The organism is Burkholderia sp. MSh2, assembly GCF_000731655.1.
Taxonomy (GTDB): Bacteria; Pseudomonadota; Gammaproteobacteria; order Burkholderiales; family Burkholderiaceae; genus Burkholderia; species Burkholderia paludis.
Window position 1 is genome coordinate 24,873 of sequence record NZ_JPGM01000090.1, and the last position, 7,021, is coordinate 31,893.

Genomic DNA, 7,021 nt, shown 5'->3' on the forward strand with positions numbered 1-7,021 from the left:
GTGCGGGCAGGCCGCGCTCAGGATACGGTCGGGGGCAGCGACAGGCGCGGGTTGTCGCCGGCCGTCGGCGCCTTGTGCAGCGGCGACGCGCCGTCGGCCGGATAGTAGGTCGCCGACCAGCGGAACGACGGGCCGTAGGCGCCCGGCGCGGGCAGGTAGGCCCACCATGCATCGGCGCTGTTGCGGTCGAAGGAGACGGTCTGTTCGTTTTCCCTTTGCGCGTCGCTGCCGGTCCACAGGCTCGCTTCCACGCGCGCATAGCGCTCCCAGTCGACGGATTGGGCGGACACCTGAACCGTCGCGAGCGGGATCTCCGGGCCCGCGGGCGTCAGCTCGAACGGCGAGCGGGTTTCGGCGATCTGCTTCGGCCGGCCGCCGCCGGCCGGGGTGGCCGTGCCCGAGAAAATCAGCGCGACCCGTTCCGGATCGACCGCGGCGACGCGCGTTTCCCAGGTCGGCGCGCCCGGGGTGAGGCTGATCGACGGCAGGCCGTTCTGCAACTGCCAGCCCGCCCCCAGCTCCAGCGTCTGGACCGACGTGAGCTTCATCGCGCTGTAGAGCGGCGGCGTGGCCAGCAGGCCGGGCGCGAAGACGCGCACGAGCCGCGTGCCCAGCGGATACGGCACCTCGAAGCGGCCCTGCGGCACCGCCTCGCCCTCGAGATTCGTCGACCCGCTGGACAGCACGTAGGACAGGCCGGCGATCAGCGGCTGCGCGCGATCGTAGTCCTGGTCGGGGCGCAGCAGGACCGACCGCTGCGCGCGGGACAGCTCGGCGCTCTTGGGTGTGTTGTTGTAGCGCCAGGACAGCGTCACTTTCCCGACCACGTCGAAGTCGATCTTGTCGCTGGCCAGCAGGATGCGGCCGAAATCGCCGAGCACGATCGACGTCGCCCCGTCGCTCGAGCGGGCGGGCGCGGTCCACGGCGGCGTGCCGTCGGTGTAGGTGACCGTCCAGTCGTAGGCGAACCACGCCTGGCCCGGCGGCGCGTACGGCAGCGACAGCGTCGCGTCCGGATGCGTCTTGCCGAGTTCGGCGCTCCGCGTCACGCCGTCGTGGCCGGTCACGCGAAGCGCGACGGCCGCCACCGCGAACGCGTCGAGGTCGGCGGTCGCGATCGAGAAGCCGACCTCGACCGGCGGCGCGGGGATGACGGCGACGCCCTGCGTGGCCACGCCCGCGCCGGATCGGGTGGTGCCGTCGGTCATCGCATAGTCGGCGCGCCATTCGACGATGCCCGGGGCGGGCACCGCGAACCACCATGCATGCGGCCGCTCGCGGGAGAACGTGTGGGATGCGCCGCCCACGGCGACCCGGACCGAGGACACGGCGGCCCAGTCGAGCGCCTCGAGCAGCGCCACGACGGAGACGGGGTCGGCCGGTCCGCCGACCGTGGCCTGGGTGCCGACGAAAGCGACCGGAGGGCGCGCGACCTGTTCGCTGGCCTCGTAGTCGAGTACCGAGGAATAGAACGCCTGCCCGGCGTCGGCCGCGCCCACGTCGATCTGCCACGTGCGCTGTGGCGTGTCGGCGTCGAGCACGAGCGTCGTTTGCCGGTAGGCGTCGTTGACCGGATCCTTGAATTCGAGCAGCAGCCGGGCCCGCCGGGGGGCGGGCGGCGCTGCGGGGCCGGATTCGGTTGCCAGCTTGACGGTGTAGGTAAGGGTCGTCATGGTCGCGCGCTTGGGTCGGTCAGGAGGGCGATCAGGCCAGATCGGTCTCGTCGGCTTCGTCGGTCACGTCGAGGGTGCGCGTGACGATGTCGCTCGCCGGCAGCCGTACCGCGTAGGCCGTCTTCTTTCCTCCGGTGGCGTCGTGGGGCAGTATCACCGTGTTGTTTTCGTAATTGCCCTGCGGGCCGGGAACGCCGCGCTTGGTCGAAGCCTCGAAGTAGGTCGTCTCGTAGTGGAATTCCGTCGATGCGTCGACTTCACGCGAGAACGTGTAGTAGTAGGGCGACGGCGGGACCGTGGTGCCGTCCGCGAGGGTGGCGGGCTTGAAGATGCTGGAGTCGATGTCGGTCTGGCCGAATGCCGACTTCCGGTACACCTTGACTTCGACCTGGACGTACGCCTTCCAGTCGACCAGCGACGGATCGAAGGTCACCGTGAACGGCAGCTGGACCGGGAACACGTCCAGTGCGAACGACGGCTGGTTGCCGTAGCGCACCTTGCGGATCGCCACGGATTTGCGCGTGTTGTTCTTGTCGCGGTAATAGACCGTGCCGTCGACCTGGACGGTCGAGGTGCTGCGCTTGACGGCCTGGTATTCCCAGGTATCGGAGTAGTCGGCCTCGATCCGCAGGTCGTGGAAACTGTACGTCTGGTGGTCCGGGCTGTCCGGCTGGTCGGTGTAGTCGGTCGTCAGCGCGATGCCGGTGATGGCCGGCAGCGCGATACTTCCACCCCGGATCGTGTCGTTCGTGACGGTGACCGTGAAGTCGGCCGGGCCGATCATGCTGTAGATGGTCTGGGTCGTGCTGTTCACCGTCGGGTACACCGACTGCGGCCGGTTGACGATGATGTCGCCGTTCGTCAGCACGTAGGTGATCGCGTAGGAATAGGCCGCGCCGATCGGCTGGAAGCTGTGGCTGGTGAATCGCACGGTCTCGCCGTTCTTGCTGACCTTGCGCTGATCGACGAACAGCTGGCCGCCCGCGGTCGGCAGGTACGTGAAGTCGATCAGCACGAAGTCGACGTTGTTGGCCGGGGCGCCCACGGTGTAGCCGGCCTTGCCCGATGCAAACGCGATGTTCGAGCAGATGAACTCGACTTTCTGGTAACCGAGGTCGGTGCTGGAAACCTGGAGCTGGGTTGCGCTGGCCTTGAACTTCGGCGACGGGAAGGATTCGCCTTTTTCGGATTCGACCTGGTACCAGTAGGTGTATTCGGATACGAATTTCTTGTCGGCGTCGAAGAATCCGTTGGACTCGTAGGTCCACGGGCTGTTCTGGTCGACCGTGAACGTGTGGGACTCCGGCTGAGCCTTGGCCGGATAGTCGATGGTCAGGGTGACCTTCTTGACGCCCGCGCCCTTCAGGTCGGCCGACATCGTCACGGCAACGTTGAGCGTGCGGTTGTCGACCGTCTTGTCCAGCCGGCTCCAGACGTCCTTGTCGAAGGTCGGCAGGAAGCCCTGCGGCTGGATCGTCCAGTCGATGACTTCGTTTTCCTGGTAGATGCGCTGGAACGAACCGATCGAGTTGATGCTGAAATCGTCGGCGGCACTCGCGCCGAGGCGGCGCGCGACGTCGTCCGCGGCTGCCTGGACCAGGCCCTCGAGCGTCGTGAACGCCCAGTCGTGGACGCGTTGGCGGAACTCGTCCGACGGCTGGACCGCCCATTCCAGGTTGACCTTGCCGGAATCGGACTTCTGCATGTATTCGCGGATCGTGGTCCGCCGGCCGGTCTCGCTGCCCCAGACGTTGCGGTCGATCTGGACGGTCTTCTGGTAGCTGGCGGCGATCGTGCAGTCGTAGGTCACGGTGGCCTTGACCGCCGGCAACTGGCTCAGCGTCGTGGCGACGTACTGGATCGACCAGGTCGACAGGCCGACGCCCGTGTTGAAGATGTCGCGAATCGCCTTGACGTCGTCGGCGGTCTTCAGGTCGATGATGAACGTCGCCGCGTTGCTGCCGAAATTCGAAGGCGTGACGTTGATTTGCGTATCCCGCTGGGTGGACGGCAGCGTCAGCGTCAGGAAGGCCTGGGCGTCGTTCCACACGAACTGGCCGAATTCGATGCCCTGGCCCAGTACGCTCTTCACGGCCTGGTAGGCTTCCGGGTCGATCACGAGTTCGGCCGTAAACGTCACCGTGCCGGCCGAGCCGCTGTTCGTCCTGAATTCGGTCAGCGCGAAGGCGGGCAGGGTGACGCCGTCGACGGTCTGGGTGGCCAGCTGCGGCCTCGGCACGATGTACCAGAGATTGGCATTCGCGAAATCGCGATAGACGGTGACGCTCTTCCTGTCGTTGTCGTACTTGATGACTCGGGAGTCCTGAATATTGATCATTTCCATCTCCGGTTGGGAACGTACGGTGTTTCAAGTCGAGGTCGGCAGGGCTTCGTGCGCGGTGCGGGCCGAATTCCTGCCTCGGATCGGAGGCCCGGTCAAGGTGCCGATTTGCTGGACTGCATGAATCTGGACATGCGGCGGTTCGAGGTGCGGCGCTTCGCGGATCGTTCGGTGCGATCACGCCGTTTTGCAGCGGCGCATCGAACGTACAGGTGGAAATTAAGGAGTTTGGAGGGGCCGTTCAATTACATGCAATTACACCTGCCGCGACGGTGTGCAATCGATCGGCATGCAGGCGTCGTGGCGGGGTTCGCGCGCGGTGCGCTCGTCGCTGGCGCGATCCCGCGCGGACGCGCCGTGCCAGGGCCCGGCGGTCGCCGTCGGGCAAACTTGATGGGTACAAGCCCCGAAACGCAGCGAATTTTTTTCGGGGTAAAGTGGAGCAGATGGACGCGGGCTGCGGCAGCGTTTGCCGATGCCGGCCATGCAATGAATGTGGATGGATGTCGTATGAAGAATAAAACCGTCAAGACTACCGGACCGATCTGGGGCGTCGCGGCAGGATTGCTTCTTGCCGTTGCGGGATTGAGTCTCGGCATTTTCCCGGCGTCGCTGAACAGCTCGGGCACCACGAACGACTTCATGGCGTCCGGCGCCGCGATGCTCGGTATCTTTCTCGTTGTCTATTCCACGCGCGAGTTGCGAAGACGGCGCCCGCACTGAGCGTTCGCGCGGCGTCGAGCCGCGCGGGACGACCCTGGCCGCCCGGCGGCGCGCGATGGCGCCCGCCGTCGATGCGCGCGCGCCGCGCGCGATACGGGTGCGTTATGCGTGGCTGATCTCGTGACGATAGACGAGCTCGACGATGCGCTTCGTCGGGATGCTCGCGCGCAAGGCGTCGACGCTGTCGACGGCGAACCACCGGCATTTCGCGATCTCGTTGCTCGCCTGCGGCGTCTGGTCCGGGCCGACTTCAGCGAAGAACACGTGATGGATTTTGGCGAGCCCGGTGAACTGCATCGAGTACACGAGCGGCCGGCCGATCATGCCGGTTTCTTCGCACAACTCGCGATGTGCGGCGTCGAGCGGCGTTTCCCCGCGCTTGATCGTGCCGCCGGGAAGAGCCCAGCGCGACGCCGCGCGGGCGACGAGCAACACCTGCTCGCCGCGGTAGCAGACGATGGTGGCGCGCTCCTTGATCGGCAGGACGGCGGATTCCGGAGCGGGAATGGATGCGAGGACTCGGGGCATGGCGCCATTCTAACCAGCGTGGATCGATCGGAAAAGCCGGTCTGACGCGGTTTGACGATCGATCGTCGTCGTTTCCTGCTCGCCCGGGTCGACGCGGTTTGCCGCGTGACGCGGGTTCGGATCGCCGGCGGCCGGCGCACGGTCGTGCGCATCGCGCAAGCGGCGTCGACGGCACGCGGCCGACGACCTTCAGGCATCCCCAATGAAAAACCGCGCGCCCGATGTGCCGGGCGCGCGGTTCGCGGGGAAGGGGCCCGTCCGGGTCCGGTGCGGGCGCGTGCCGTTACTTCTTTTCCGGCAGGAACCAGTTCATCAGGAGCGCGCACAGCCCGCCCGTCGCGACGCCCGATTCCAGCACGTTCTTCAGCGCGTGCGGCAGGCTGTTGAGGATGTCCGGCACCTGCGACACGCCGAGGCCGAGCGCCAGCGACACCGCGATGATCAGCAGCGCGCGGCGGTCGAGCTGGACGCCCGCGAGGATGTTGATGCCCGACGCGGCCACCGCGCCGAACATGACCATCGCCGCCCCGCCGAGCACGGGCTCCGGCACGGCCTGCAGCACGCCGGCGACGACCGGGAACAGGCCGAGCACCACGAGCATCCCGGCGATCCAGATGCCGACGTGGCGGCTCGCGACGCCGGTGATCTGGATCACGCCGTTGTTCTGCGCGAACACCGAGCTCGGGAACGTGTTGAACACGCCGGCCAGCAGCGAGTTCGCGCCGTTCACGAGCACGCCGCCCTTGATGCGCCGCATCCACACCGGCCCTTCGACCGGCTCGCCGGAAATCTTGCTGGTGGCGGTGACGTCGCCGATCGCTTCGAGCGACGTGACGAGATAGATGATCAGCATCGGCACGAACAGCGACCACGAGAAGCCGAGGCCGAAGTGCAGCGGCGTCGGGACCTGGAACAGCGCGGCCTGGTGCATGCCGGTGAAGTCGAGGCGGCCGAGGAACGCGGCCGCGAGATAGCCGATGACGAGCGCGATGACGAGCGCGGTGCTGCGCACCCACACGATCGGCACGCGATTCAGCAGGATGATCGTGCCGAGCACGAGGCCCGATAGCGTCAGGTTTTCCGCGCTCGCGAACGTGCCGTTGGCCATTGCGCCGAAACCGCCGCCCATGCTGATGAGGCCGACCTTGATCAGCGTCAGGCCGATCAGCAGCACGACGATGCCGGTGACGAGCGGCGTGATCAGGCGCTTCACGAACGGCAGGATGCGCGACACGCCCATCTCGACGAACGAGCCGGCGATCACGACGCCGAAGATCGCGGCCATCACGGTCTCGACCGGCGTGCCTTGCTTGACCATCAGGCTGCCGCCGGCGATCAGCGGGCCGACGAAGTTGAAGCTCGTGCCCTGGACGATCAGCAGGCCGGCGCCCAGCGGGCCGAAGCGCTTGCACTGGACGAAGGTGGCGATGCCGGAAATCACCAGCGACATCGACACGATCAGCGTCGTATCGCGGCTGGACACGCCGAGCGCCTGGCAGATCAGCAGGCCGGGCGTGACGATCGGCACGATGATCGCCAGCAGGTGCTGCAGCGCGGCGACGAAGGCGACCATCGGCGCCGGCCGGTCGTTCGGGCCGTAGACGAGGTCGCGGGCCGCTTCTGCGGCATCGGCGCCATGGGAGGCGGGTTGGGCGGTGGAGGCGGGTTGCATGGCGAGCGGGCCGGACGAGGTGGAAAGTGCGGCATTTTAGCCGAAGGGGCCGCCGCCGCCGGCGTGCGCCGGAAAGGCGGGGAG

General features: G+C 67.1%; 5 protein-coding genes. 1 reads left to right on the forward strand and 4 read right to left on the reverse strand.

All coding sequences use genetic code 11. The annotated features are described in order from the left end of the window. Window positions 1-17 precede the first annotated feature (17 nt). Both GQ57_RS35060 and GQ57_RS35065 read right to left on the reverse strand, forming a co-directional pair. Window positions 18-1,673 carry a hypothetical protein gene (locus GQ57_RS35060; RefSeq protein ID WP_034200281.1) on the reverse strand — a complete coding sequence of 552 codons (1,656 nt, stop codon included), beginning with the start codon at window positions 1,671-1,673 and terminating at the stop codon, window positions 18-20. A 31-nt stretch (window positions 1,674-1,704) separates the two neighbouring features. Beyond that, window positions 1,705-4,011 (reverse strand): hypothetical protein, encoded by a 2,307-nt coding sequence (locus GQ57_RS35065; protein WP_152601989.1) that lies wholly within the window; start codon window positions 4,009-4,011, stop codon window positions 1,705-1,707. 513 nt (window positions 4,012-4,524) lie between these two features. Here GQ57_RS35065 and GQ57_RS35070 point away from each other — a divergent pair. After that, the gene (locus GQ57_RS35070; RefSeq protein WP_031403526.1) at window positions 4,525-4,737 is read left to right on the forward strand and encodes a hypothetical protein; all 213 of its coding nucleotides are present in this window, start codon (window positions 4,525-4,527) and stop codon (window positions 4,735-4,737) included. 102 nt (window positions 4,738-4,839) lie between these two features. Here GQ57_RS35070 and GQ57_RS35075 read toward each other — a convergent pair whose 3' ends face one another. Together GQ57_RS35075 and GQ57_RS35080 are read right to left on the reverse strand one after the other, a co-directional pair. Continuing rightward, window positions 4,840-5,265 (reverse strand): NUDIX hydrolase, encoded by a 426-nt coding sequence (locus tag GQ57_RS35075; protein ID WP_031403527.1) that lies wholly within the window; start codon window positions 5,263-5,265, stop codon window positions 4,840-4,842. A 283-nt stretch (window positions 5,266-5,548) separates the two neighbouring features. Next, a complete protein-coding gene (locus GQ57_RS35080) occupies window positions 5,549-6,937 on the reverse strand; it encodes a nucleobase:cation symporter-2 family protein (protein WP_031403528.1) in 1,389 nt (462 codons plus the stop codon). Window positions 6,938-7,021: the final 84 nt, after the last annotated feature.

What these genes read in the sequence shown, in the direction of transcription:
- GQ57_RS35060 (WP_034200281.1), bottom strand. Translation starts at nt 1,673, where the DNA reads ATGACGACCCTTACCTACACCGTCAAGCTGGCAACCGAATCCGGCCCC.
- GQ57_RS35065 (WP_152601989.1), bottom strand. Translation starts at nt 4,011, where the DNA reads ATGATCAATATTCAGGACTCCCGAGTCATCAAGTACGACAACGACAGG.
- GQ57_RS35070 (WP_031403526.1), top strand. Translation starts at nt 4,525, where the DNA reads ATGAAGAATAAAACCGTCAAGACTACCGGACCGATCTGGGGCGTCGCG.
- GQ57_RS35075 (WP_031403527.1), bottom strand. Translation starts at nt 5,265, where the DNA reads ATGCCCCGAGTCCTCGCATCCATTCCCGCTCCGGAATCCGCCGTCCTG.
- GQ57_RS35080 (WP_031403528.1), bottom strand. Translation starts at nt 6,937, where the DNA reads ATGCAACCCGCCTCCACCGCCCAACCCGCCTCCCATGGCGCCGATGCC.